25 protein-coding genes are annotated in these 22,163 nt (G+C 58.9%); 9 read left to right on the top strand and 16 right to left on the bottom strand.

The annotated features are described in order from the left end of the window. Nucleotides 1-44: 44 nt before the first annotated feature. From ACA060_RS20110 to ACA060_RS20100, 3 genes are read right to left on the bottom strand one after another with little or no spacing between them, the layout of a single operon-like run. Nucleotides 45-386 carry a hypothetical protein gene (locus tag ACA060_RS20110; protein WP_109633591.1) on the bottom strand — a complete coding sequence of 114 codons (342 nt, stop codon included), beginning with the start codon at nucleotides 384-386 and terminating at the stop codon, nucleotides 45-47. Beyond that, complete coding sequence (locus ACA060_RS20105) at nucleotides 383-772, bottom strand: phage holin family protein (protein ID WP_109633588.1); 390 nt, start codon at nucleotides 770-772, stop codon at nucleotides 383-385. The genes ACA060_RS20110 and ACA060_RS20105 overlap by 4 nt, the downstream gene beginning before the upstream one ends. A 1-nt stretch (nucleotide 773) precedes the next feature. Beyond that, nucleotides 774-1,088: an ElaB/YgaM/YqjD family protein gene (locus ACA060_RS20100; RefSeq protein WP_109633587.1), complete on the bottom strand. Its 315-nt coding sequence runs from the start codon at nucleotides 1,086-1,088 to the stop codon at nucleotides 774-776. 303 nt (nucleotides 1,089-1,391) lie between these two features. On the opposite strand from ACA060_RS20100, the gene ACA060_RS20095 reads away from it, so the two are divergent. Then, on the top strand, nucleotides 1,392-2,600 hold the full coding sequence (locus ACA060_RS20095) for an ammonium transporter (protein ID WP_497312765.1): 1,209 nt from the start codon (nucleotides 1,392-1,394) through the stop codon (nucleotides 2,598-2,600). 1 nt (nucleotide 2,601) lies between these two features. On the opposite strand, the gene ACA060_RS20090 is transcribed toward ACA060_RS20095, so the two are convergent. Continuing rightward, nucleotides 2,602-4,314, bottom strand: coding sequence for a cation:proton antiporter (locus tag ACA060_RS20090; RefSeq protein WP_497312763.1), 1,713 nt, complete (start codon nucleotides 4,312-4,314; stop codon nucleotides 2,602-2,604). Nucleotides 4,315-4,520: 206 nt separating this feature from the next. On the opposite strand from ACA060_RS20090, the gene ACA060_RS20085 reads away from it, so the two are divergent. The 3 genes from ACA060_RS20085 (at nucleotide 4,521) to ACA060_RS20075 (ending at nucleotide 6,204) form a co-directional block, all read left to right on the top strand. Next, a complete protein-coding gene (locus ACA060_RS20085; RefSeq protein WP_497312761.1) occupies nucleotides 4,521-4,757 on the top strand; it encodes a glutaredoxin family protein in 237 nt (78 codons plus the stop codon). Between the two features lie 167 nt (nucleotides 4,758-4,924). Further along, nucleotides 4,925-5,242: a transcriptional regulator gene (locus tag ACA060_RS20080; RefSeq protein WP_497312759.1), complete on the top strand. Its 318-nt coding sequence runs from the start codon at nucleotides 4,925-4,927 to the stop codon at nucleotides 5,240-5,242. Nucleotides 5,243-5,313: 71 nt separating this feature from the next. After that, on the top strand, nucleotides 5,314-6,204 hold the full coding sequence (locus ACA060_RS20075) for a pseudouridine synthase (protein WP_109633578.1): 891 nt from the start codon (nucleotides 5,314-5,316) through the stop codon (nucleotides 6,202-6,204). Between the two features lie 70 nt (nucleotides 6,205-6,274). On the opposite strand, the gene ACA060_RS20070 is transcribed toward ACA060_RS20075, so the two are convergent. After that, a complete protein-coding gene (locus ACA060_RS20070) occupies nucleotides 6,275-6,496 on the bottom strand; it encodes a YgdI/YgdR family lipoprotein (protein WP_109633577.1) in 222 nt (73 codons plus the stop codon). A 76-nt stretch (nucleotides 6,497-6,572) separates the two neighbouring features. Next, nucleotides 6,573-7,175: a molybdenum cofactor guanylyltransferase MobA gene (gene mobA / locus ACA060_RS20065; RefSeq protein ID WP_497312756.1), complete on the bottom strand. Its 603-nt coding sequence runs from the start codon at nucleotides 7,173-7,175 to the stop codon at nucleotides 6,573-6,575. Between the two features lie 81 nt (nucleotides 7,176-7,256). On the opposite strand from mobA, the gene moaB reads away from it, so the two are divergent. Both moaB and ACA060_RS20055 read left to right on the top strand, forming a co-directional pair. Continuing rightward, nucleotides 7,257-7,796: a molybdenum cofactor biosynthesis protein B gene (moaB, locus tag ACA060_RS20060; RefSeq protein ID WP_497312754.1), complete on the top strand. Its 540-nt coding sequence runs from the start codon at nucleotides 7,257-7,259 to the stop codon at nucleotides 7,794-7,796. Next, nucleotides 7,780-9,006, top strand: a complete 1,227-nt coding sequence (locus tag ACA060_RS20055; protein ID WP_497312752.1) for a molybdopterin molybdotransferase MoeA — start codon at nucleotides 7,780-7,782, stop codon at nucleotides 9,004-9,006. The genes moaB and ACA060_RS20055 overlap by 17 nt, the downstream gene beginning before the upstream one ends. 67 nt (nucleotides 9,007-9,073) lie before the next feature. On the opposite strand, the gene ACA060_RS20050 is transcribed toward ACA060_RS20055, so the two are convergent. Further along, complete coding sequence (locus ACA060_RS20050) at nucleotides 9,074-9,382, bottom strand: hypothetical protein (protein WP_109633570.1); 309 nt, start codon at nucleotides 9,380-9,382, stop codon at nucleotides 9,074-9,076. A 322-nt stretch (nucleotides 9,383-9,704) separates the two neighbouring features. Here ACA060_RS20050 and yegS point away from each other — a divergent pair, with 322 nt between their 5' ends. Continuing rightward, nucleotides 9,705-10,622 (top strand): lipid kinase YegS, encoded by a 918-nt coding sequence (gene yegS / locus ACA060_RS20045; RefSeq protein ID WP_497312750.1) that lies wholly within the window; start codon nucleotides 9,705-9,707, stop codon nucleotides 10,620-10,622. On the opposite strand, the gene ACA060_RS20040 is transcribed toward yegS, so the two are convergent. From ACA060_RS20040 to ACA060_RS20030, 3 genes are all read right to left on the bottom strand, one after another. Further along, complete coding sequence (locus ACA060_RS20040) at nucleotides 10,606-11,265, bottom strand: response regulator transcription factor (protein ID WP_109633565.1); 660 nt, start codon at nucleotides 11,263-11,265, stop codon at nucleotides 10,606-10,608. The two genes, yegS and ACA060_RS20040, sit on opposite strands and share 17 nt — an antisense overlap. After that, entirely contained in the window at nucleotides 11,262-12,155 is an 894-nt protein-coding gene (locus ACA060_RS20035; protein WP_497318310.1) for a sensor histidine kinase, read from the bottom strand. The genes ACA060_RS20040 and ACA060_RS20035 overlap by 4 nt, the downstream gene beginning before the upstream one ends. 420 nt (nucleotides 12,156-12,575) lie before the next feature. Continuing rightward, a complete protein-coding gene (locus ACA060_RS20030) occupies nucleotides 12,576-13,046 on the bottom strand; it encodes a hypothetical protein (protein WP_497312748.1) in 471 nt (156 codons plus the stop codon). A 462-nt stretch (nucleotides 13,047-13,508) separates the two neighbouring features. Between ACA060_RS20030 and ACA060_RS20025 the strand changes: the two genes are divergently transcribed. Beyond that, nucleotides 13,509-14,444, top strand: coding sequence for a chemotaxis protein CheV (locus tag ACA060_RS20025; protein WP_109633560.1), 936 nt, complete (start codon nucleotides 13,509-13,511; stop codon nucleotides 14,442-14,444). Nucleotides 14,445-14,649: 205 nt separating this feature from the next. After that, nucleotides 14,650-15,456 carry an MOSC domain-containing protein gene (locus ACA060_RS20020; protein WP_497312746.1) on the top strand — a complete coding sequence of 269 codons (807 nt, stop codon included), beginning with the start codon at nucleotides 14,650-14,652 and terminating at the stop codon, nucleotides 15,454-15,456. Between the two features lie 74 nt (nucleotides 15,457-15,530). Here ACA060_RS20020 and ppnP read toward each other — a convergent pair whose 3' ends face one another. The 6 genes from ppnP to atuC form a co-directional block, all read right to left on the bottom strand. After that, on the bottom strand, nucleotides 15,531-15,815 hold the full coding sequence (gene ppnP / locus ACA060_RS20015) for a pyrimidine/purine nucleoside phosphorylase (RefSeq protein ID WP_010461229.1): 285 nt from the start codon (nucleotides 15,813-15,815) through the stop codon (nucleotides 15,531-15,533). Between the two features lie 61 nt (nucleotides 15,816-15,876). After that, entirely contained in the window at nucleotides 15,877-16,425 is a 549-nt protein-coding gene (locus ACA060_RS20010) for a 3'-5' exonuclease (protein ID WP_497312744.1), read from the bottom strand. A gap of 71 nt (nucleotides 16,426-16,496) precedes the next feature. Beyond that, a complete protein-coding gene (locus ACA060_RS20005; RefSeq protein ID WP_497312742.1) occupies nucleotides 16,497-18,458 on the bottom strand; it encodes an acetyl/propionyl/methylcrotonyl-CoA carboxylase subunit alpha in 1,962 nt (653 codons plus the stop codon). A gap of 108 nt (nucleotides 18,459-18,566) precedes the next feature. Beyond that, a complete protein-coding gene (locus ACA060_RS20000; RefSeq protein ID WP_109633553.1) occupies nucleotides 18,567-19,364 on the bottom strand; it encodes an enoyl-CoA hydratase/isomerase family protein in 798 nt (265 codons plus the stop codon). Continuing rightward, the gene (gene atuD, locus ACA060_RS19995; protein WP_497312740.1) at nucleotides 19,361-20,518 is read right to left on the bottom strand and encodes a citronellyl-CoA dehydrogenase; all 1,158 of its coding nucleotides are present in this window, start codon (nucleotides 20,516-20,518) and stop codon (nucleotides 19,361-19,363) included. The genes ACA060_RS20000 and atuD overlap by 4 nt, the downstream gene beginning before the upstream one ends. A 26-nt stretch (nucleotides 20,519-20,544) precedes the next feature. Then, a complete protein-coding gene (atuC, locus tag ACA060_RS19990) occupies nucleotides 20,545-22,161 on the bottom strand; it encodes a geranyl-CoA carboxylase subunit beta (RefSeq protein ID WP_109633550.1) in 1,617 nt (538 codons plus the stop codon). Nucleotides 22,162-22,163: the final 2 nt, after the last annotated feature.

Genomic DNA, 22,163 nt, shown 5'->3' with positions numbered 1-22,163 from the left:
TTAATCCCGGTGGTGTTGCAAGAATGCAGCCAGATAGTGGCTATTCAGTCTTTGCGCGAAGAACCCTGCATGACCAACTTGATCAAGGGCCCGAGCGTTGTGCCCAGGCGAACCAGCCGAGTCAGGCTGCTGGTACCGCCGCTCTTGGCGCCTTTACCGGTCAGAAAACCGAGCAGCGTCACGGCCGCCATGCCCCAGAGCGGGGCGTGCTTGATGCCGAAGCCGTCGTGCAGGTTTTGTGTCATCCCGCGTACCCGCTTCAAGGGTTGCAGCAGCTGCGCGGATTCGTGACGAATTTCCTGGCGATGCATTTCCATGCGCAGGCGTATCAATGCCTTGCGCATTTCGGTGCGCGAGCTGTTATGGGGCAGTTCAGGCAGGCTCATGGCAGCAGACGCTCCCTATCGTTGGCCAATTCTTCCAGGGTGCCGTGGAAGGGGGAGGACTCGTCGAAAATCGCCGCTTTCAGGCGCATCCCACAGAATATTGCAGCCAAGGTGTAGAACACGCAGAGCCCGATGATTGCTGGCAAACGGTAGGTGTCCCAAAACAGGATCAGCACCAGCGTCGACAATCCCACCAGCAACAGCAATGCAAACACCAGCGCCAGGCCTGCGAACAGCAACAGGCTTACGGTACGCGCTTTTTGTTCCTGCAACTCGATGCCAAACAATTCGACATGGCTGTGCAACAGTCCAAGAAAAGCGGCACCCAGGCGCCGCGATGAGGAGCTTGTGCCCGTCGCGGACGAGCTGGATTCACCGATAGACATATCAGCGCCGAGTGGCCAGCAGGCCAATCAAAAAGCCGACGCCCGCCGCAATCCCGACCGATTGCCATGGATTGGTCTGCACGTAGTCCTCGGCAGCGGTAACGGCAGCCTGGCCGCGTTCGCGCAGAGAATCTTCGGTGAGCTTCAGGGTTTCGCGGGCACGCAGCAGGCTGTCGTGGATCTGGCTGCGCAGCTCATCGGCCTGATCGCCGGCCAGGGTTGCGGTGTGTTCCAGCAACCGTTCGGTGTCGCTCACCAGTGTTTGAAAATCGTTCATGAGGATTTCTTGAGCAGTCTTTGCTTTGATGCTGGCCATTGGTGATCTCCGTAAGTGGCTTCTGAGCGTTCGAGTATGAGCCTTGTGTGAAGGTTCAGTACAAATGACTGGTACAACTTTTGCTATGTCATGGTGCGTCAGCCCGCGTCGTTGCGCTGTTGCCGGGCATGATTTCAGGAAAACCCTGATTCAAACAATTAAAACGCGCGTCAGGGTATCGGCCTTGTGCGCCAAAGCGGTTCATCGCGATCAACACCTTGATCCGGCGGGCCGCAACTTGGTGCACTGACTTCCTGCGCGAACCGCTTTGGTGCTTTTTTAGCCTTCAGGTCTGCCAACCCCATGGAAAATCTGCAAAGCGCTGTGGACAGTCTGGTCCATAGCTCCAATACGTTGTTCATCCTTATCGGTGCTGTCATGGTTCTGGCCATGCACGCCGGTTTTGCCTTTCTGGAAGTCGGCACGGTTCGACAAAAGAATCAGGTCAATGCCTTGTCGAAGATCCTCAGCGACTTCGCCATTTCGACCCTCGCCTACTTCTTTATAGGCTATTGGATTTCCTACGGGGTCACCTTCATGCAACCGGCGGCGGTCATCAACGCCGATCACGGCTATGGGCTGGTGAAGTTTTTTTTCCTGCTGACCTTTGCGGCGGCGATTCCGGCGATCATTTCCGGAGGCATCGCCGAGCGCGCCAGGTTCGTCCCGCAGTTGTGTGCGACGGCGCTGATCGTGGCGTTCATCTATCCGTTCTTTGAAGGCATGATCTGGAACGGCAATTTCGGGCTGCAGGCCTGGTTGCTGGAACAATTTGGCGCCAGCTTCCATGACTTCGCAGGTTCGGTCGTGGTGCACGCCATGGGCGGATGGCTGGCGCTCGCGGCGGTGTTGTTGCTCGGGCCAAGGCAAGGGCGTTATCGCGAAGGGCGATTGGTGGCGTTCGCACCGTCGAGCATTCCCTTTTTGGCACTGGGTTCGTGGATCCTGATCGTCGGCTGGTTCGGCTTCAACGTCATGAGCGCACAAACGTTGCAAGGCGTCAGCGGATTGGTCGCGGTGAACTCGCTGATGGCCATGGTCGGCGGCACTGTGGCGGCGCTGATAGTGGGGCGCAATGACCCGGGGTTCCTGCATAACGGTCCGCTGGCCGGGCTGGTGGCGATCTGTGCCGGTTCCGACCTGATGCACCCGGTGGGCGCACTGATCACAGGCGTGATCGCCGGGACCTTGTTTGTCTGGTGCTTCACCGCTGCTCAAGTCAAATGGCGCATCGATGATGTGCTGGGTGTCTGGCCGTTGCATGGCTTGTGCGGTGTCTGGGGTGGAATCGCCTGCGGCATATTCGGCCAGAGCGCCTTGGGTGGTCTGGGCGGGGTGAGCCTGATCAGCCAGTTGATCGGGACCTCTTTGGGCGTGATCGTGGCGCTCCTCGGTGGTTTTGTGGTGTATGGCGCGATCAAGGCGTTGCATGGTCTGCGCCTGAGCCAGGAAGAGGAGTATTACGGCGCGGACTTGTCGGTGCACAAGATCGGCGCCGTGAGCCAGGACTGACTCACTTTTCTTCATCGCCGCTCCCGGGATAAAAACCGTGCAGCAGACGATAGCGATCATGCCGTATCTGGTCGGCCCGCTCCTGCACCTGATGCGCGGGTAAACCCAGCATGATCAGGGCGTGGGAGGCGAGCATCAGGCTCGACTCCAGCAGTTCGGGCACGACTTCGCTGGCGCCGGCCGCTTTCAACTCGGCCAGTTGACTGTCGTCCCGAGTGCGTACCAGGATCGGAATCGTTGAGCTCAATCGGCGCGCCTCCTGGAGAATCAGCAGCGCGATGTCAGTCTGGTCCACGGCAATCACCAGCAGCCTGGCACGCGACAGGCCTACCGCCAGCAGCAGTTCACCGCGCCGAGAGTCACCGTAATGCACGCAGTTTTCACCCACGGCGGCTTCCTGGACACGCACCGGGTCGGTGTCCAGTGCCAGGTAAGGTTGCAACGCATTGCGCAGCGCGCGGCCGATGGACTGACCCACGCGACCATAACCACAGATCACGACGTGATTGTGCAAATCGGCGTTGAGCGCGCTGATTTCTGCCAGTTTTACTTCTTCGTTGGGGTTGCGATGCAGGCGTGTCGCAAGGTGAGGTGCGGCACGCAGCAACAACGGCGTTACCAGCATTGAACAGAATGTCGCGGCCAGCAGAAGACCTCCAAAGTCGGCGGGCATCATTTTGTTTTGCTGCATCAGTGCCATCAGCGCAAAGCAGAACTCGCCACCCTGAGCCAATGCCAGGCCGCTGCGCCAAGCGGTCTCGCCGTCGCTGCCGCGCCATTTGACCAACAGCGCGACCACTGTGCCCTTGATCAGCAGTAACCCGAGTGTCAGGCCGAGGATCATCAGGCCGTGGCTGGCAAACAGCTGCAAGTTGATCAGCATGCCGATGCTGACGAAAAACAACCCGAGCAAAATGTCGCGGAACGGGCGGATGTCCGCTTCGATCTGATGCCGATAATGACTTTCCCCCAGCAGCATACCGGCGAGAAATGCACCCAGGGCAGGGGAGAGGCCGAGCAGGTGAGTCAGCCACGCTGTCAGCAAAACGATGACCAGGGCCAGCAGCACGAACAACTCTGGAGAGCGGGCGGCGGCGACCTCATGAAACAGGCGGGGCAGCAACCAGCGGCTGGCCATCAGCAGACCGACGAACAGCAGAACGGTCTTGCCCAATGTGATCGGCAATGCCCAGTACCAGGCCTGATCGCTGTTGCCGGCGAACACCGGCACCAGGGTCAGCAGCAGCACCGCCACCACATCCTGGAACAGCAGCACGGCGATGGCATTCTGGCCGTGGCTGCTGAAAATCTCGCCGAGGCTGCTCAACTCTTTGCTGACAATGGCTGTGGAAGACAGTGAAAGACCGGCACCGAGTAACAACGCAGGCGTTGTCGCCATGCCGAGCAGCATCAACAAGCCGCCCAGCACTATCCCCGTCCCCAGCACTTGCAGGCTGCCGAGTCCGAACACCACCCTACGCAACGCAATCATTTTCGAGAGGGAAAACTCCAGCCCAAGGGAGAACAGCAGGAACACCACGCCCAGCTCGGCAAGGTCTGGTAGTTCGTCGCTTTCATTCACCCAGTTGAACGCCGTCGGCCCGATCATCAGGCCCACGCACAGATAGCCCAGCACCGGTGGCAAACGCAGGCGCTGGAACAGTGCAATCACCACCAGGTAGGAAGCGAGGATGATCAAGAGGTTGGCGAACACTAATAACTCCGGTGATAGGGCTGGCTATTCAAGCGTAGAGGTAAAAAAAACCTGAGCATCGTGTAAATGGCTTCTGAAGCGACTGATATGCATCAGGGTTTTGCCGTCGCCATCGGGAATTGTGTTCCAGGTCAGAAAATTCAACGTCTCGACGGCTTTTCGGGGCAGGCCTAGAATAGGGACTTAATTTTTTAGGTTGAGCGCTCATGCTTCCTGAATGTCAGCTGTTCGGCACCCTTGGGTGCCATCTCTGTGAAGTGGCAGAAGCCATGCTGATGGAGTTTGTCGAACGTGGTCTGCTGGTGGAACTGGTAGATATCGCTGACGATGAAACATGGTATGAAGCTTACAGCTTACGTATTCCGGTGTTGCGGCGGGTTGATACCGGTGCGGAGCTGGGCTGGCCATTCAGTGCCGATGAGGTGGTAGCGTTCCTGCGTTAAACAGATTTTTTGGTAGCTAAGTCCCGTCTGTCGAACTTTGCGATTTATCCCCTTGGCTTAACCGATGCTCTTCGATACTGTATGCGCATACAGTTATTCGTAATGTTGCCGTTTTCTTCTGGTATTCAGTTTTGAGCAGGCAGTTCCGGGCGTGAGAGGGATACATCGTGGTCAATGTCGAACAATTGAAAAACACCGTGAACCGGATGTCGGTCGATGTTGTGCGCGAGGCGGTCCTCGAGCTGCGTCTGGATGGTCTGGTCCTGGAAGGAAAAACCCCTTTCAACAAACTGCACTTCAATACCTGTTTTGCCGAAATCGAAGCATTGTTCCAGCGCGCGGGTTATCACCGCCAGCTCGATGTCGTGGGTTACCAGGGTTTGCTGTATGCGCTTTATGATCCCGGTCGCTGGGAAGCGGTCGATGTGTTGCGCTGGCTCAAGGAGTTCACTGAAGCGGCGGCGCGCGCGCAGATTCCGGCTTGAGGATTCTCTTCTAGGTTCGTTCCGGCCACTGTTGGATAATGCTGCCCTGCATTGAGGGTCAGAGCTTTCGAATGTCCACTTCATCTTTTTCTGCTGCACACAATCAGGCCAGCACGCTCTACTTGCCGCCGGGTCCGTGGCAGACCGTGCTCGATTGCCTGTGCGAACACTTCAGCGCCATCGGTCGTGAACAATGGCTGGACAGAATTGCTCGCGGTCGCGTGCTTGACGGGCAAGGTCAACCGATTGCCCTTGACCTGCGTTACAAGGAAGGCCTGCGGATTCATTACTTCCGTGAAGTACCGGACGAAAAACCGATCCCGGTGGTCGAATCGATCCTGTACGCCGACGACCACCTGGTGGTGGCGGACAAGCCGCATTTTCTGCCAGTGACGCCTGCTGGCGAATACGTGGAGCAGACGTTGTTGCGACGGTTGATCCGTCGACTGGATAACCCGCATCTGGTGCCTTTGCATCGCATTGACCGGCATACGGCGGGACTGGTGTTATTTTCAGCGAACCCCGAGAGCCGCTCGGCTTACCAGTCATTATTTCCTACACGCCAAATCGAAAAACGCTACGAAGCCATCGCTCGCGCATTGCCTGAACTCACCTTTCCACTGGTTCATAAAAGTCGGCTGGTCGATGGCGAGCCATTCTTTCGCATGCAGGAGGGGCCGGGCGTCAGTAATACCGAGACGGCAGTCGAGGTTCGTGAGAAAAACGGCGATTTCTGGCGTTATGGACTTTACCCGGTGACCGGCAAAAAACATCAGTTGCGGGTGCACATGACCGCTTTGGGTGCCAGCATCTGTAACGACCCGTTCTACCCGCAGGTGCTCAAGGATGTTGAGGATGACTATGCCAATCCCTTGAAGCTGCTGGCCCAGGGATTGCGATTTGTCGATCCGGTCACCGGCCAGCAACGTGAATTCGAGAGCACCATCACCCTGCAATGGTGATCACAATGCTTCAGGCACGAAAAAGCCCGCTATAAAGCGGGCTTTTCTGTATCCGGTGGTGCCGTAAAGATTACAGCTCTTTAACGGTACGAACCTGATCCTTGTTGATGCGGGTTTGTTTGCCGTCCAGCTGTTCGAACTCGTAGAAACCCGATTCGTCATCGTATTTTGGCGCGTCGACGGCCTGGATTTCGCGACCGTCATTCAAGGTGATCACTGTAGGCGATGCGCAACCGGCGAGGGTCGCAAGGCCCAGTGCGAGCATGAAAGTGGCGAGGGTCCGTTGAGTCATGAGTGTATCTCCGAATATGAATTCTTTTGGTTACTGAGCTTGAGACGTATACAACGCGCGCAAGTTCCTTCTCGTGTCAGTCTGACACAGTGTGGTGTGTGCTTAACAGCTCTGGCGTGTTGAGGTTGGCCAGCCGCGGGTCGTTGTCGGGGCATTGCAGGGCCGTAACGCCCAGTTTGCGCATGAGGCGTCCCGGGCTGCGTTCGCCTTCGTGCCATGCCTGTTCGAAATCCGCCGAGAGCACCACGGGGATGATGCACAGCAACGGTTCCCAGTGATCGTCATGGCGCAGCATCAGCGGGTTGTCCGGATGCTGGTGGGCAGTTTCGCGCATGCTCTGGAGCAGTGCCGCATCGATGCGCGGCACGTCGCAAGGCAACACCAGCAGATAGGGGTGGCGTGCGGCCTTGAGGCCGGCGCGAATACCGGCCAAGGGTCCCGGGAAATCGCCTTCATCGTCATGGACCAGTTGGTCGGCGTACGGCGCGTATTTTTCCATGTTCCTGTTGCAGGAGATGATCAGGTCATCGCTCAGTTCGCGGGTCTTGCGATGCAGGTGCGCTATCAGCGGCTCGCCATGCCATTCCAGCAAACCCTTGTCCTGGCCGCCCATGCGTTGGCCTCGGCCACCTGCCAGGAGCAGAATGGAGCAGGGCGGCAATTGAGTATTCGAGATCATGGCAAGTCTCCATGGGGGCGGCGAAAAAACGAGGCGCTGTGATATAACACCGGGCTGTTTATCCTACAACTGGACGAGCCTATGAAAGCCAAGGCTGAAGTACCTTTCGCGCCGCTTAACATCGCGGTGTTGACTGTCAGCGATACCCGCACCCTGGAAACCGATACGTCAGGACAGGTCTTCGTCGACCGCTTGAGCGCTGCCGGTCACAACCTGGCCGCTCGGGTTTTGCTTAAAGATGATCTCTACAAAATTCGCGCGCAAGTCGCCAACTGGATTGCCGACGATGTCGTGCAGGTGGTGTTGATCACCGGCGGTACCGGGTTCACGGGGCGCGACAGCACGCCAGAAGCGGTGAGCTGTCTGCTGGACAAGCAAGTCGATGGTTTTGGCGAGCTGTTCCGACAAATTTCGGTCGCGGACATTGGTACGTCGACTGTTCAGTCCCGAGCCTTGGCCGGTTTGGCCAATGGCACGCTGGTTTGCTGCTTGCCGGGTTCGACTAACGCCGTGCGTACTGGCTGGGATGGCATCCTCGCTGAACAGCTGGATTCGCGGCACCGTCCCTGCAATTTTGTGACTCACCTGAAACAGGCGGCACCCTGTGAATCCCGTGGGTAAGCCTGGTAAAACCGGCAGCTTGATGGCGGTCGAGGTGGCGTTGGCGCGTTTGCTGGAAATGGCTGAGGCATCAACGATACATGAGCGTGAACGTTTGCCGTTGGCGCAGCTTGAAGGACGTGTACTGGCCGAGGACCTGGTCTCGACGCTTGATCTGCCGCCCTGGCCGAACAGTGCCATGGACGGCTACGCTTTGCGCATTGCTGACTGGACGGGAGAACCATTGCTGGTCAGCCAGAGGATTTTTGCCGGCCAGGCTCCCGAACCGCTGAAGCCAGGTACCTGCGCCCGGATCTTTACCGGTGCGCCAGTGCCGGCGGGTGCTGATTGCGTCGAGATGCAGGAGAACGCCGAGGTCCAGGCGGATGAGCGCGTCCGTTTTATCGAGACGATGACTCCGGGTCAAAACATCCGGCCACAAGGCCAGGAAACCACCGTTGGCGAACTTGTTTTGCCGGCTGGAACACGTCTAGGACCTATCGAACAGGGGCTGGCGGCGTCGCTGGGATGCGCTGAACTGGACGTGGTTCGCAAGGTTCGTGTTGCGGTCCTGTCTACCGGCGATGAGTTGATTGAACCGGGCCAGCCCCTTGGGCCGGGACAGATTTACAACAGTAATCGCGTGTTGCTGTGCAGTTGGTTGCAGCACTTGGGCTGTGAAGTGATCGATGCCGGAATTCTTCCAGATGATTTACCGACCACCCGCGCCCGCCTTGGCGAGTTGAAAGATGTCGACCTGATCCTTTCTACTGGCGGCGTGTCTGTAGGAGAGGCCGATTTCCTTGGCATTGCCTTGCGCGAAGAGGGCGAGTTGACCCTGTGGAAGCTCGCCATCAAACCGGGCAAGCCGCTGACGTTCGGGCACTTTCGCGGCGTTCCTGTGATTGGTTTGCCCGGCAACCCGGCATCGACGCTGGTTACATTTGCCTTGTTGGCGAGGCCCTATCTCTTGCGTCGCCAAGGCGTGAAAGAGGTTGAACCGTTGAAGTTTCAGGTGCCGGCCGGGTTCGAATGGCCCAAGGCAGGCAATCGCCGAGAGTATCTGCGTGGACGGCTGGAGAATGGTCGGGCAATTATCTACAAGAATCAGAGCTCTGGGGTGCTTCGCAGTGCTGCCTGGGCCGATGGTCTGGTTGAAGTGCTGGAAGACCACACGTTGATCGAAGGTGATTACGTTAACTTCATTCCGCTGAGCGAAGTCCTGAGCTGATTCTGGGTACAGCCTTGCCACGCAAGCCCTGGTCGATCGTGCAGCGGCTTGCGTGCATGGCTAACGATTAACGGGCCAGAAGTGAAACGACCTGATCGAAGCGGCTGTTGGCGATCCAGCCCAACAGCCCCAGGACTACGGCTATTCCACCTGCGGAATAGGCCAGCCGGTGTTTGATGGATTTCACATCACCACGGACCTCTTCCATGTGTCTTCGGATGTATTTGAGGTGTGTCTCGAGTTCAATGACGCGAGGTTCCATGTCAGCTCCTCCGGCGGGCTTTGCGCTGTTATTGAATTCAGCCTGGTGATTGGCGCGATTGTCTGCCAATGGCGCGACCTGGCTGATCGGTAACCTGATGTCATGACTTTGCATGGGCTGAAACGCTCCTTGCTTGGATGCCCATGGGGTGGCCGACACTTTTGTTGATTGCGCTTTGTATGGCCCTTGAAGAGGGTCTACTCATGGCTTGCACATCCCTGTGTGTTTAATGTTGATGACTGATGCTGCGGAGACCAAGGTGTACCAATCGCCAAGGTTGGTCAATTGAGCCGATTCCGTACATCTTGTAAGAAAATGTCCCGCCCTGTAGGACCTCAAGGCTGCACGCGTAAAAAAAATCAAATCCATGCGACTTTTATAGGGGCTGGTGAGGTCAACATCTCCCATACGGATTCCAAACATGGGAGCGACAATAATGAGTGAGCGCAAGGCGCTGTTGATTCTGCATGGCAAGCAGGCACTCAACGAGGAGGTCCGCGCGGCCGTCGACGACAAGCGCCAGCAGGGCTGGGAGCTGGCGGTCCGAGTGACCTGGGAGGCAGGTGACGCGCAGCGGCTGGTGGAAGAGGCGCTGAATGCAGGCTATACGCAACTGATTGCCGGCGGCGGTGATGGCACGTTGCGTGATATCGCCGAAGCCATGGCCTCGCATTCGACGCAGGCCAGCCTGGTGTTGATGCCGTTGGGCACCGCCAATGATTTTGCCCGCGCCGCCGGTGTGCCGCTGGAACCCGCTCTGGCGCTGGACCTTCTGGAAGCAGCCCCGCACGCTATCGATCTGGGTGAGGTGGGCGGGCAGGTCTTTTTGAACATGGCCACCGGCGGCTTTGGTAGCCAGGTCACGGCGAACACCTCGGAAGACCTGAAAAAAGTCCTCGGCGGCGCAGCTTATCTGTTCACTGGCTTATCGCGTTTCAGCGAGTTGCATGCTGCCTACGGCGAGTTGCAGGGGCCGGACTTTCATTGGAGCGGTGAGCTATTGGCCTTGGGTATCGGCAATGGTCGGCAGGCGGGCGGTGGTCATGTGCTATGCCCGGAGGCGCTGGCTGACGATGGCCTGCTGGATATCAGCATCTTGCCTGCGCCGCAGGAAGTGGTCGGCACGCTGAAAACATTGCTGGCCGATGGCTTCGGCATTGACAACATGTTTGTGCGAGCTCGCCTGCCATGGGTCGAGATCAAGGTCTCCGAAGGCCTCTACATCAACCTGGATGGCGAACCTATTGAGGGCGAGAGCCTGCGATTCTCGGCGCGCCCAGCGGCATTGCGTGTGCATTTGCCGGAGAACTCGCCGCTGCTGAGCGCTTCGAGAGCGGTTAATCGTCCAGACTGATGATTTGCTCGCGCACGGCAAACAGCACCAGGCCGGCCACGTCGTAGATCTGCAAGCGCTTCATGATCTGCGAGCGGTGGGTTTCAACGGTTTTGATACTGAGGCCCAGGCCATTGGCGATTTCCCGGGTGGATTTGCCGCGAACGATCAGTCGCAGGATTTCCAGCTGACGGGCCGTCAGGTTGTGCGAGTCCGCAGGCTCGGGCTGGTGTTTCTGGTTGCGGATCAGTGCCTGGTTGATGACCGTGTGGGCGATGGCCGGGCTCAGGTAGCGTTCGTTGTTGCGCAAGGCATCCAGGGCGTGTTCCAGCTCGGTGGCCGTGGTGTCCTTGAGCAAATAGCCATGAGCACCGGACTCAAGCGCCTGCATGATCAGTGCAGGATCGGTGTGCATCGACAGGATCAGCACCTTGCTTTGCGGGCGCACCCGTTTGAGTCGTTGCAAGGCCTCAAGGCCGCTGGTCTCTTTCATTGAGATATCCAGCAGAACAATGTCAGGCACCAGTTTCTCGACCATCTCGAGTAACTGCGAACCGTCATTGGCCTCACCAATAACCGCATAGCCGGGAATATCCAGCACCAGAGCGCGCACGCCGGCCCTGATAAGCGAGTGGTCATCCACCAGAAGTAAGTTACAAGTCAATGCATAACCTTATTCGTACTGGCCCGTTCGAGCGCACGGGGTGCCCAGGGAAAGAGTGCTTCGATTTGAGTGCCTTTGCCCGGTTCGCTGGTCACGACCAGAGTACCGCCCAACTGATCGATCCGTTCCACCATCCCGGCCATTCCACGCTGTCCCTCTCGACCGGGGTCGGCTGCTGGCGCGAACCCCAGGCCATCGTCGCTGATCAACAGCGCGAGTCCCTGGGGCATGCGTTGCAGGCGGATCAACAGGTTATTCGCTTCGGCGTGGCGAAGAATATTGGTCACCGCTTCCTGAGTGATTCTAAAGGCGGCCACCGCCATTTCTTCAGGAATGCCGGTCAAGCGTTGATGGCATTCCAGGCTCCAGTGCACCGAAGTATTAGCCAGGGTCTTGAGCAGATGAGCACGCAAACTGGCCTCCAGCCCGAGACTGGCCAACTGCCTTGGATTGAGTATGGCCGAGACATCACGAACCTTGGCCAGGGTTTCATCCAGCGTGTCGCAAAGCACTGAGCACTGGCCTTGCATGTCTTCCGGCATCCGGCGTTTGAGCCATTCACTTTGAAGTTTTGCAGCGGTCAATAATTGACCGATGTCGTCATGCAGTTCTCGACTGAGTCGGTGACGTTCGTGTTCCTGTACTTCCAGTAGACGGTCCGCCAGCTCTTGTGGATGAAATTTTATTGATTTACGTGAGAGGCCATGTTGTACCCAGACGCAGGCCAGTGCTGCCATATTGAGGAGCAGCAGGCTCACCGGCAGTGGAACAGACAGGCTGAACGCCAGCAAGCTGCCAAGTGCCGAGCCGGTACACAGCAGAAGCGTAAAACGTCGCGCGTTTTTTTGGGAGGGTGGCCATAGGATGATTGACTTGAGACTGGCGTACATAGCGGATGGAGCCAATGGATGTTCGCTGCGGGCAGACCGGCCATCGTGGTTGACGGGTCTCTGTCTGAAAATCTGTAGTGACTTGTCTTAGCAGTGCCCTTCAGGGTTGAAACTACAGCCGCGATATAATCGGCCGATCTCATCTGAAGTCACTTTGCCATTAATTGACGTCAACTAATGGTCGGCATAATACCACTTAAGATACCGTCGGTCGCGTTCGCTATATATGTCTATCCGGTCAGGAATAAAGGTTTTGGACGATAGTTCTACAATGGAAAAAGTTTTGGCGGGGGAAATAGTTATTCGTATCGAACTGTCGTTCACAGGTATGAAATATTCAATTGCGACATGAGCGCACTCAAGTTTTTGAGCGGCGTCATGGCAATAAGAATACGCAACACGGCATTGTTATCGGACGAATTAAGCCTGGCGCTCCGAATAGGAAACGAGCGTGAACGGTTTGGAATTAACCGGTAATTGAAAATGACTTTGTCCGACCTGAAACGCAAAGGCTTCGATCAGCGAAGTCTGTTCGCTGTCATCCAGGCTGAGTTGGCCGGTGGTCTGGTCGATCAGTTCGAGTTGCCAGGCCATCAGCGTGAAGCAGTCCTTCAGCGCGCCCAAGGCCTGATCATGCAGCTCCATGTGGCTTTGAGCGTGGTTCAACAAGCCATGGATGTGCAGCGAAAATTCAGACACCGCTTCCAGTGCCAGGGCATCGGCTTTGCTGGCCAGTTTGAGGAGGCTGCTGAGCATGCAATCGATTGCGTCTTTGTCATTGCTGATCAACTGCAGGTGGCTAAGGCACTCCTCCGATTTGGCCAGGAGAGTTTCCGCCTCGACGAGGAACTCCGGAAAGCGCTGAGCCCACAGTTTAGGGTCGTTCGGCATGCTTATCTCCACAACGTCATGTCAAATGAGGGGATGTCGTGTGTGTCGACGAAGATGTCCAACGTCTCGACGCTGCCGTGCCGGCATGAGATCGCGCTCCGGCAGGCCTGGGCGCAGGCTGGGGAACTCGAGAAGGTGGATGGCCACTTACCTGCGATCGCACACAAAAGCCTGACTCCGTTCATGCAATGAGAATGGCGTCACATTAATGGCTATTGGATATTGCGAATATCAGGTTGGGCCTGATTGTTACTAGGGGAATCCCTTACACAGGGGAACCTAACGTGCAAACCGAGGTCGCGCCGCAGGGAATGAAGCAGATGAAATCACAGCGCCAGTAAAGCATGATGTTAATGTGACATCAATGCCCGATCGTGGCATTTTGTCCCAGGGTCAAGGTCTGGTGAAAACAGCCGATAACCCTCTTTAGTGAATTCATCAGTACAAGCCCAGGAGTCATTAATGGCCGGCATTCTCGACACGGTAGACCAACGCACGCAACTGGTGGGTGAGAACCGCCTGGAAATTCTCATGTTCCGGCTGGCCGGTCGGCAATTGTTCGCGATCAACGTCTTCAAAGTGCAGGAAGTGTTGCAGCTGCCAAAGCTGACCCTGATGCCCCAGCGGCACCCGTTTGTATGCGGCGTGGTCAACCTGCGTGGCCAGACGTTGCCGGTGATCGACTTGTCCCAGGCCATCGGCATGCGTCCGTTGGTGCCCAGCCCTACAAGCACGATCATCGTCACTGAGTACAACCGCTCGGTGCAGGCGTTCCTGGTGGGCGGCGTGGACCGCATCGTCAACATGAACTGGGAAGCCATTCTGCCGCCACCGGCCAGCGCCGGCCGCCAGCACTACCTGACCGCCATCAGCAAGGTCGACGATCAGTTGGTGGAAATCATCGACGTGGAAAAAGTCCTGGCCGAAATCGTGCCGTACAACGCCAAGGTCTCGCGCGAGAAACTCGACGATCCGGTGTTGGAACGCGCCCGTGGCCGTGAAGTGCTGCTGGTGGACGACTCCAACGTGGCCTTGTCGCAATTGCGCGACACCCTGGGCCAGTTGGGCGTGAAGATGCACATTGCCAGCGACGGCTTGAAGGCGCTGAACATGCTCAAGGCCTGGGCCGATACCGGCGTGTCGATGACTGACAAACTGCTGATGGTCTTTACCGATGCGGAAATGCCGGAAATGGACGGCTATCGCCTGACCACCGAAATCCGTAACGATCCGCGCCTGCGCGGCCTCTACGTGGTGCTGCACACGTCGCTGTCGGGCAGCTTCAACGATTCGATGGTCAAGAAGGTCGGCTGCGACAACTTCCTCTCCAAGTTCCAGCCGGACAAACTCGTCGACGTGGTTCGCCAGCGCCTGATGCTCGACGAAGTGCCGGCCTGATCACGATTTAACGGTTACCCACGGTCAACCTGTGGGAGCCGGCTTGCTCGCGAAGGCGGCGGAACAGTCGACATAAATGTTGAATGTTTAACCACGTTCGCGAGCAAGCCCGCTCCCACAAGGTAAACACGGAGCGGTTTTCAGCCTTTGATTTGGCGATCAAGCTCGTATAGGGTGGCGTTTTTTGCCCACCAGGGAGCTGGCCATGCTGCGTCTGAGCGCGCTTTACCGTTATCCGTTGAAATCCGGCAAGGGCGAGACCCTGCAACAGGTCAGCCTCGACAAGCTGGGACTGGACGGTGATCGACGCTGGATGCTGGTGGACGAGGCCAGCGGGCGTTTCCTGACCCAGCGCGCAGTGGGGCAAATGAGTCAGTTGTCGGCGTTGTGGAATGCCGACGGCGGATTGACCCTCAGTGCTCCCGGACGCGCAGCCATCGACATTGCATTGCCAACCAGCGACGCTGAACTGCGCGGCGTGACGATCTTCAAAGACAGTCTGCGGGTGCCCGATGCCGGTGATGAGGCCGGTGCCTGGGTCAGCGAGTTCATTGGAAAGTCGACGCGCCTGGTGCAAATTCCTCTGGATCGCGCGCGCACCACGCAAGCGGGCTATGGCCGGGAAGACGATCAAGTGGCGTTCGCTGATGGCTTCCCGCTGTTGCTGATCGGGCAGGCGTCCCTGGAAGACCTGTCGCAAAAGGTCGGGCGACCGCTGGAAATGCTGCGTTTTCGACCAAATCTGGTGATCGAGGGCAGCGAGGCGTTTGCCGAAGACACCTGGAAGCGTATCCGCATCGGCGATGTCGAGTTCCGTGTGGTGAAGTCCTGTTCACGCTGCATTCTGACCACCATCGACCCGCAAACCGGTTTGCGCAGCGATGATCGCGAACCTCTGGCGACGTTGCAGAAATACCGTTCCGAAGCCGACGGCGCGATGTTCGGCCAGAATCTGGTCAACGATAGCAACGGCCAACTTGAAGTCGGTATGGAAGTCACCATCCTGGAGTAAACACTCTGGATGAAAAAATGCCCGGGTCCCAAAAGGACCCGGGCATTTTTGTGTCGCTGTGAAAACCCGGGGGTTTAGCCGCGGTATTCGCACAGATAAGCGGTGTCGACGGCCACTTTCAGCTGGAACTTGCTGTTGGCAGGCACGTTGAACTGGCTGCCGGCGGCGAAGGTTTCCCAATCGGTGCTGTCAGGCAGTTTGACGGTCAGGGCGCCGGTCACCACGTGCATGATTTCACGCTGACTGGTGCCGAATTCGTATTCGCCCGGAGCCATGACGCCAATGGTCGCAGGACCTTCAGCGGTGCCAAAGGCGATCGACTTGACGGTGCCGTCGAAGTACTCGTTGACTTTAAACATGGGCGATTCCTCGAAAAGGGCTAAAAAGGGCCGGCCAGTATGCACAAGGCCTTGAACGCCGTCACCTCTCCGGCGGGAGAACCTGTGGCAACAGACGCGCCGTATTGCGCGCATCTTCCAGTGCCCGATGCTGTTGGCCGTTGAACTGCATGCCCGCCAGTTGCAACGCGCCGTTGAGCCCCAGCGGACGCTCCAGGCGCCGGGCCTTGGCAAAGCGCTGCTTGAGATTCATGTGCGGCACGCTGGCCAGAACGCTGGTCAGTTGCAGCCGCTGCCATTCCTGAAGCAGTTGCTTGCGATCGTAATCGCCCCAACTGGCCCAGCCCTCCAACTTCGATTTATGCTGCCCGAGCCATTGCTCGAACGACGGCCAGACCTCGCTCAGCGTCTGCGCGGCGTCGACGTTGGCCTGGGTGATGTGCGTCAGTTCCCGGCAAAACGGCGTCAGCAGCGGACGCCGCAATGGCCGTACGAAGCACTGGAAGTAATCCACTTCGCGCCCTTTGCGGTCCACCAGGGTGGCACCGATTTCGATGATTTCCATTTCCGTAACTGGCCAGCCACCGTCATCGGTGGTGGCTTCCAGATCGATCACCAGCCAGTGAGGCATTGCAGGGTTCCTGGTATCCGCGTCGTGATAGGGCTTGAGCGTAGCCAAAGCCGGCGGATCCGCCTAGCGGCTTATTCGACCTCCAACAAAATCTGACGATTTTTGACCTGATCGCCGACCCGCACCTGCAAGCGTTTAAGCACCCCGTCGATACCTGATTTGAGCGGGTGTTCCATTTTCATCGCTTCAAGCACCACCAGCAGCTGACCTTTGCTGACAGGGCTGCCCTCGCTGACGAGCACGTCGACGATCGCCCCATCCATGGGCGCCTTGAGGGTGCCGGAACTGACGCTGGCCTGGCTGCTGACCAAGGCTTGGGTCCGATCAACCAGGCGCAGGCTGCCCGGACGGGTGAACAGCCAGAGTTGCCCGGCCGTCAGGCGGTAGGCGTGACGTTGGCGAATGCCGTCGATCACCAGCGTTGCCCAATGCCCGTCGCACTGGATGACCTTCAATTCGAGGGTTCGGTCGCCGGTTTGCAAACGGTACGGTGCGTCAGGCACTGCGTTCAATTCCACCGGCCAGTCCTGATCCTCCAGGCCAATTCGAAAATGCAGAGGCACGCTGGCGTTATTCCGCCAACCGGCCAGCGGGGCCGGATGGGCTTGCGCCGAAGCGTGGTAGAACAGCGCGGCAGCAATGGCCAGCTCTTCGGCGCTCGGCACCGGCGGATGCAGGCAAGGATGGTCGGCGAAACAGCTCGGGATGAAGCCGGTGCTGAATTCGCCGCTGATGAATTGCGGGTGTTGCAGCAGGCTGGCGAGCAAGCGCTGATTACTTTGCACGCCCAGCAGCACACTGTCCTGCACGGCCCGCAGCAGTTTGCGCCGGGCCTCTTCGCGGGTGGCGCCGTGGGCGATGATTTTGCCCAGCAGCGGATCGTAGAACGGGCTGATGTCCTGGCCTTCGGTCAAGCCATGATCGATGCGCACACCGTTCTGCAAGGCAGGCTCCCACGCCTCGACTCGACCGGTTTGCGGCAAAAAGCCCTGGGCCGGATCTTCGGCGTACAAACGTACTTCCATGGCATGCCCATTGAGCTGCACGTCTTCCTGTTTCAAAGGCAGCGGCAGGCCTTCGGCGACATGCAGCTGCCAGGCCACCAGATCAAGGCCGGTGATCAACTCGGTCACCGGGTGTTCCACTTGCAGGCGGGTGTTCATCTCCAGGAAGTAGAACTGCCCGCGGGCATCCAGCAAGAATTCCACAGTGCCGGCACCCACGTAATTCACCGTGCGCCCGGCCTTGAGCGCCGCTTCACCCATGGCCTGGCGCAACTCGCTGGTCATCACCGGGCAGGGCGCTTCTTCGATGACTTTCTGGTGGCGACGCTGGATCGAACAGTCGCGCTCGCCGAGGTAGATCAGGTTGCCATGCTGGTCGCCGAACACCTGAACCTCGACGTGACGCGGATCGATCAGCGCTTGCTCAAGTATCAGTTCATCGCTGCCAAATCCGTGCACTGCTTCGGAGCGCGCAGTTCGCAGCTGTTCCAGCAAATCGTCGGCGCTGTGCACCAGGCGCATGCCGCGCCCGCCACCGCCAGCGCTGGCCTTGATCATCAGCGGGTAACCGATGCGTTCAGCTTCGCGGCTCAGGGTCGCATCGTCCTGTTCAGCGCCTTGATAGCCTTTGATGCACGGCACGCCGGCCGTGAGCATCGCGAGTTTCGACAGGCGCTTGCTGCCCATCAACTCGATCGCTTCGGGGCTCGGGCCGATGAAGGTGATGCCGGCGTGTTGGCAGGCGAGGGCGAACTCGGCGTTTTCCGAGAGGAAGCCGTAGCCGGGATGGATCGCGTCGGCACCGCTGCGCCGGGCGGCGTCGATGATCGCCGGGATGTTCAGGTAGGACTGCTGCACCGGGGCCGGGCCGATGTTGACCGCTTCGTCGGCCATTTGGACGTGCAAGGCGTCGGCGTCGGCATCGCTGAACACGGCAACGGTACGGTAGCCCAGAGATTGGGCGGTGCGCTGGATGCGGCAGGCGATTTCACCGCGGTTGGCGATGAGGATTTTGCTGAGTCCGGGCATGGGTTGTTCCCTTGTTATTGCGGTGAATGTGATGGCCTCTTCGCGAGCACGTCCGCTCCCACACCTGGAATGCATTTCAATGTGGGAGCGGGTTTGCCCGCGAAGCTTCTAAATGGCCCACCCCGGTTTACGTTTTTGCACGAACGCCATCGTCCCCTCGACCCCTTCCGCCCCGGTCACCGCTTCGCTGAACCACTCGGCCGCCTCATCCAGTAACGCATCCGAAGGCTGTCCCGCACTCGCCAGCAACAGTCTTTTTGTTGTGGCATTCGCCCCCGGTGCGCAGCACAACACATGGGCGAGGATTTCATCGAGGCGCTCGGCCAAGGCTTGCGCGTCATGCTCGACGAAATGCACCAACCCCATGCGACGCGCCTGGGTGCCATCGAACCGCGCCGCCGTCAGCGCCAGTCGACGCGCTTGGGTCAGGCCGATGCGCTGGACCACGAACGGCGCGATCTGCGCGGGCAGCAGACCGAGGCTGGTTTCCGGCAGACCGAACTGCGCGTTGTGATCGGCCAGGGCAACATCGCTGACGCAGGCCAGCCCCAACCCACCGCCGAGCACTGCGCCTTGCAGCACCGTGATGACCACTTGCGGGGCGTGTTGCACTGCTTGCAGCAGCGCGCCGAACGCCCGGTTCAAATCGCGATAGGCGTCCGCACCTTGAGCGCGGGCATTGGCCATGTCCTTGATGTCGCCGCCGGCACAAAAATGCCCACCGGCACCACCGATCACCAGCGCACGAACGGCTCGATCATCACGCACCGCGGCCAGCACCGCACGCAGTTCGGCGACCATCTGCAAGCTCATGGCATTGCGGCTTTCCGGGCGGTTGAGGGTGATGTGCAGCACGCCGTTATGGGATTCGAGCAGCAAGGTCTGGCACACCGGCAGGGCGCTCATTTCTTTTTCCCCGGCAGGATGCCCATGAGTTTGCAGATGATCCCCAGCATGATTTCGTCGGCGCCGCCACCGATCGACACCAGCCGCACGTCACGGTAAGCGCGGGCCACCGGGTTGTCCCACATGAAGCCCATGCCGCCCCAATATTGCAGGCAGCTGTCGCTGACTTCACGGCCCAGGCGCCCGGCCTTGAGTTTGGCCATCGACGCCAGGCGCGTGACGTCCTGACCTTTGATGTACTGCTCGGTGGCCTGATAGACCAGCGCCCGCAAGCATTCGATTTCGGTTTGCAGTTCGGCCAGGCGAAAGTGAATGACCTGATTGTCGATCAGCGCGCTGCCAAAGGTCTTGCGCTCCTTGCAGTACTCGATGGTGCTGTCGACGCAGTATTCCAGGCCCTTGATCATGTTCGCCGCGCCGAACAAACGCTCCTCCTGGAATTGCAGCATCTGCATCATGAAACCCGCGCCTTCATGGCCGATGCGGTTGCGTTGCGGCACGCGCACGTTGTCGAAAAACACCTGGGCGGTTTCCGAACTGCGCATGCCGAGCTTGTCCAGGTGCGAACTGAGGCTGATGCCGGGGGTGTTCATCGGCACCATGATCAGCGACTTGTTGACGTGCGGTTTGTCGTCAGAGGTGTTGGCCAGCAGGCAGATGAAGTCGGCGCTCGGCGAGTTGGTGATCCACATTTTGCTGCCGTTGATCACGTAGTCGTCGCCGTCCTTGCGGGCGGTGGTTTTCAATCCCGCCACGTCCGAGCCGGCACCAACTTCGGAGACGCCGATGCAGCCGACCTGTTCGCCGGTAATCGCCGGACGGAGGAATTCTTCGCGCAGTTCATCGGAGCCGAAGCGGGCGAGGGCCGGGGTGCACATGTCGGTCTGCACGCCGATGGACATCGGGATCCCGCCGCAGTGAATCGTGCCGAACTCTTCGGCGGCTGTGATCGAATAGCTGTAGTCGAGTCCCATCCCTCCGAATTTTTCCGGTTTGGAAATCCCCAGCAAACCGAGGTCGCCGGCCTTGCGGAAGATCTCGTGGATCGGAAAGCGTCCGGCCTTCTCCCATTCATCGACGTGCGGATTGATCTCGTGCTCGACGAATTGGCGAACCGTGCGACGCAGTGCTTCGTGTTCCTGGGTGAAGATCATTTTTATTGTTCTCCTGTGATCCGCGATCAGAATCTCGCGACGCCAAAACTGTTGGTTTGCAGCGGCCGCACTTCGGCCTCGTGACAGATGTCCAGCAAGTAACCGAGCAAGGTCCGGGTATCCCGCGGATCGATCAGCCCGTCGTCCCACAGGTTGGCGCTGCCATACAGCGCAGTGGACTGGCTGTCGAGTTTCTGCGCGGTGACTTGTTCCAGCATGTCGAGCATTTTCGGGTCGGGCACCAGGCCGTCCTTGAGCTGTTTGGCTTCGGTGACGATTCGCAGCACCTTGCCCGCCTGTGCGCCGCCCATGACGGCGGTGCGGCTGTTAGGCCAGGCGAAGATGAAACGCGGGTCGAGGCCGCGGCCGCACATCGCGTAGTTGCCGGCGCCATAGGAGCCGCCGACGACAATGGTCAGCTTGGGCACCCGGGCGTTGGCCACCGCCTGAATCATCTTCGCGCCATGCTTGATCACGCCTTGCTGTTCCGATTCGGTGCCAACCATGAACCCGGTGGTGTTGTGGAAAAACAGCAGCGGCGTGCGGCTCTGGTCACACAGCTGAATGAATTGCGCCGCCTTGCTCGCACCCTTGGGCGTGATTGGGCCGTTGTTGCCGATGAATCCGCAAGCGCGGCCCTGAATGTGCAAATGCCCGCAGATGGTCTGCTGATCGAACTCGCCCTTGAACTCGAGGAAGCTCGAACCGTCAGCAATCCGCGCGATGATTTCGCGCACGTCATAGGGTTTTTTCGGGTCGTCGGGAATCAGCCCGAGCAACTCGTCGATCGGGTAGCGCGGGTCTTCCCAGTAGCGGGCGGGCGCTGCCGGTAACCGTGCATTCCACGACAGCAGGCTGACGATCTCGCGCACCTGGCGCACGCCATCGGCATCGTTCTCGGCGAGGTATTCGGCGGTGCCGGCGGTTTGCGCGTGCATCTCGGCACCGCCCAGTTCTTCATCGGTGGCGACTTCGCCGGTGGCGGCTTTGAGCAGCGGCGGGCCGGCCAGGAACAGCTTCGCCTTGCCACGCACCACCACCACGTAATCGGAGAGCCCCGGCTGATAAGCGCCGCCCGCCGTGGCCGAGCCGTGAACCACGGTGATCTGCGGCAACCCCAGGGCCGACATCCGCGCCTGATTGGCGAAGCTGCGTGCGCCTTCGACGAAAATCTCCGCCGCGTAATTGAGGTTGGCGCCGCCGCTCTCGGCGAGGGTGATCACCGGCAGTTTGTTTTCCATGGCGATCTGTTGCAGGCGCAGGGACTTTTTCAGGCCGCTGGGGGAAATGGTCCCGCCCTTGATCGCGCTGTTGTTCGCCACCACCAGCACGCGCACACCGGACACGTAGCCGATCCCGGCGATCAAGCCACCACCGGCCGAGCTGCCGTCCTTGTCGTCGTGCAGTTTGTAGCCGGCCAGGCTCGCCAGTTCGAGGAACGGCGCACCGGGGTCGAGCAGCAGATTGAGGCGTTCCCGGGGCAGTAATTGGCCGCGCTTGTCGAATTTGGGTTTGGCTTCGGCCGCCTTGTTCAGCAGGTTTTGTTCAAGCTGACGGACCTGTTCGATGCCGACCAGCATCGCAGTGCGGTTCTGCGCGAACTGTTCGCTGAACGGGTCTACTTGTGACTGGATCACCGGCATGG

This window comes from Pseudomonas sp. LBUM1671, assembly GCF_059695685.1.
This window is presented reverse-complemented; position numbering and strand designations above follow the sequence as displayed.

Coding starts and splice junctions, on each gene's coding strand:
- ACA060_RS20110 (WP_109633591.1), bottom strand. CDS start 386: ATGAGCCTGCCTGAACTGCCCCATAACAGCTCGCGCACCGAAATGCGC.
- ACA060_RS20105 (WP_109633588.1), bottom strand. CDS start 772: ATGTCTATCGGTGAATCCAGCTCGTCCGCGACGGGCACAAGCTCCTCA.
- ACA060_RS20100 (WP_109633587.1), bottom strand. CDS start 1,088: ATGGCCAGCATCAAAGCAAAGACTGCTCAAGAAATCCTCATGAACGAT.
- ACA060_RS20095 (WP_497312765.1), top strand. CDS start 1,392: ATGGAAAATCTGCAAAGCGCTGTGGACAGTCTGGTCCATAGCTCCAAT.
- ACA060_RS20085 (WP_497312761.1), top strand. CDS start 4,521: ATGCTTCCTGAATGTCAGCTGTTCGGCACCCTTGGGTGCCATCTCTGT.
- ACA060_RS20075 (WP_109633578.1), top strand. CDS start 5,314: ATGTCCACTTCATCTTTTTCTGCTGCACACAATCAGGCCAGCACGCTC.
- ACA060_RS20070 (WP_109633577.1), bottom strand. CDS start 6,496: ATGACTCAACGGACCCTCGCCACTTTCATGCTCGCACTGGGCCTTGCG.
- mobA (WP_497312756.1), bottom strand. CDS start 7,175: ATGATCTCGAATACTCAATTGCCGCCCTGCTCCATTCTGCTCCTGGCA.
- moaB (WP_497312754.1), top strand. CDS start 7,257: ATGAAAGCCAAGGCTGAAGTACCTTTCGCGCCGCTTAACATCGCGGTG.
- ACA060_RS20050 (WP_109633570.1), bottom strand. CDS start 9,382: ATGCAAAGTCATGACATCAGGTTACCGATCAGCCAGGTCGCGCCATTG.
- yegS (WP_497312750.1), top strand. CDS start 9,705: ATGAGTGAGCGCAAGGCGCTGTTGATTCTGCATGGCAAGCAGGCACTC.
- ACA060_RS20035 (WP_497318310.1), bottom strand. CDS start 12,155: ATGTACGCCAGTCTCAAGTCAATCATCCTATGGCCACCCTCCCAAAAA.
- ACA060_RS20030 (WP_497312748.1), bottom strand. CDS start 13,046: ATGCCGAACGACCCTAAACTGTGGGCTCAGCGCTTTCCGGAGTTCCTC.
- ACA060_RS20025 (WP_109633560.1), top strand. CDS start 13,509: ATGGCCGGCATTCTCGACACGGTAGACCAACGCACGCAACTGGTGGGT.
- ACA060_RS20020 (WP_497312746.1), top strand. CDS start 14,650: ATGCTGCGTCTGAGCGCGCTTTACCGTTATCCGTTGAAATCCGGCAAG.
- ppnP (WP_010461229.1), bottom strand. CDS start 15,815: ATGTTTAAAGTCAACGAGTACTTCGACGGCACCGTCAAGTCGATCGCC.
- ACA060_RS20010 (WP_497312744.1), bottom strand. CDS start 16,425: ATGCCTCACTGGCTGGTGATCGATCTGGAAGCCACCACCGATGACGGT.
- ACA060_RS20005 (WP_497312742.1), bottom strand. CDS start 18,458: ATGCCCGGACTCAGCAAAATCCTCATCGCCAACCGCGGTGAAATCGCC.
- ACA060_RS20000 (WP_109633553.1), bottom strand. CDS start 19,364: ATGAGCGCCCTGCCGGTGTGCCAGACCTTGCTGCTCGAATCCCATAAC.
- atuD (WP_497312740.1), bottom strand. CDS start 20,518: ATGATCTTCACCCAGGAACACGAAGCACTGCGTCGCACGGTTCGCCAA.
- atuC (WP_109633550.1), bottom strand. CDS start 22,161: ATGCCGGTGATCCAGTCACAAGTAGACCCGTTCAGCGAACAGTTCGCG.